Origin of the sequence: Mesorhizobium sp. M7A.F.Ca.CA.004.04.2.1 (assembly GCF_004022825.1) — a bacterium.
Lineage (GTDB): Bacteria > Pseudomonadota > Alphaproteobacteria > Rhizobiales > Rhizobiaceae > Mesorhizobium.
Map to the genome: position 1 here is coordinate 1 of NZ_RZPH01001325.1, position 1302 is coordinate 1302.

1 protein-coding gene is annotated in these 1302 nt (G+C 63.6%); it reads left to right on the forward strand.

Going from position 1 to position 1302, the window contains the following annotated elements; translation table 11 throughout:
- The first annotated feature begins 50 nt into the window (after positions 1-50).
- On the forward strand, positions 51-1217 hold the full coding sequence (locus EN893_RS34250) for a pyridoxal phosphate-dependent aminotransferase (RefSeq protein ID WP_127271730.1): 1167 nt from the start codon (positions 51-53) through the stop codon (positions 1215-1217).
- The last annotated feature ends 85 nt before the right edge of the window (positions 1218-1302 follow it).

Below are 1302 nucleotides of genomic sequence, written 5' to 3' on the forward strand. Positions count from 1 at the left end.
CATCTGGTAAGGACCGCTGACGAAAACCGCAGACCAAAACGGACCCGCCAATGACCCTGATCGACAGCTTGCGCACCGAGGCCCGTGCGGCACCCGAAAGCGGCATTGTCGCCGTCGTCAATTACGGCCGCCTGCGCGAAGGCATGATTCCGCTCTGGGCCGGCGAGGGCGACCTGCCGACGCCGGCCTTTATCACCGATGCCGCGTCGAAGGCGCTGGCCGGCGGCGAGACATTCTACACCTGGCAAAGGGGCATCCCCGAACTTAGGCAGGCACTCTCCCGTTACTATGCCAGGCATTTCGGCAAGACCTTCCCGGAGGAAGAATTCATCGTCACCGGCTCCGGCATGCATGCCATCCAGCTGGCGCTCGACGCGCTCGCCGGTGCCGACGACGAGGTTGTCTATCTGTCGCCGGCCTGGCCGAATTTCGATGCCGCGGCAGCGATAGCGGGAGCCGTTCCGGTCGCGGTGACGCTCGATCATTCCGGCAATGGCTGGTCCTGCGACGTCGAGAAGCTCGCGGCTTCGATCACGCCGCGCACAAAGGCGCTGTTCATCAACACGCCGTCGAATCCGACCGGCTGGACCGCCGATGATGAGACCTTGCAGGCCATCCTCGATCTGGCGCGCGCCAAAAACCTTTGGATCATCGCGGACGAGATCTATTCTCTGTTCCACTATGGCCACGGCCGCGCGCCGTCCTTCCTCGACATCGCGTCGGCGGAAGACCGCATCCTCTATGTCAACTCCTTCTCCAAGAACTGGGCTATGACCGGCTGGCGCGTCGGCTGGATCAAGACACATCCGAGCTTGCAGCAGGTGTTCGAGAACCTGATCCAATATTCGAATTCCGGCGTCGCCCAGTTCATGCAGCGCGGCGCGGCCGCCGCCCTTGATGAGGGCGATGCCTTCGTTGCCGAACAGGTGGAGCGGGCGCGCAAGGCGCGCGACCTTGTCTGCGGCATCCTCGGCGCCACCGGCCGCGCCCGGTTTACGGTGCCGCAGGGTGCGTTCTATCTGTTTTTCACTGTCGACGGCATCACCGATTCACGCACCGCTGCCTTCGACATTGTCGACAAGGCCAATGTCGGCCTGGCGCCAGGCACGGCTTTCGGCCCCGGCGGCGAGGCGTTTTTGCGGTTGTGTTTCCACCGCCGCCTCGACCAGGTCGAGGAAGCGGCGCACCGGCTGGCGAAGTGGATGAAGGCAGTTTGAGGATTGGGCTGGACAGGAAAGCCGCGCGTTTGAAGATTCAGGACCGCCTCACTCTTCGGCCGCAGTAACGGCATGGATCCTAGGG

What these genes read in the sequence shown, in the direction of transcription:
- EN893_RS34250 (WP_127271730.1), top strand. Translation starts at nt 51, where the DNA reads ATGACCCTGATCGACAGCTTGCGCACCGAGGCCCGTGCGGCACCCGAA.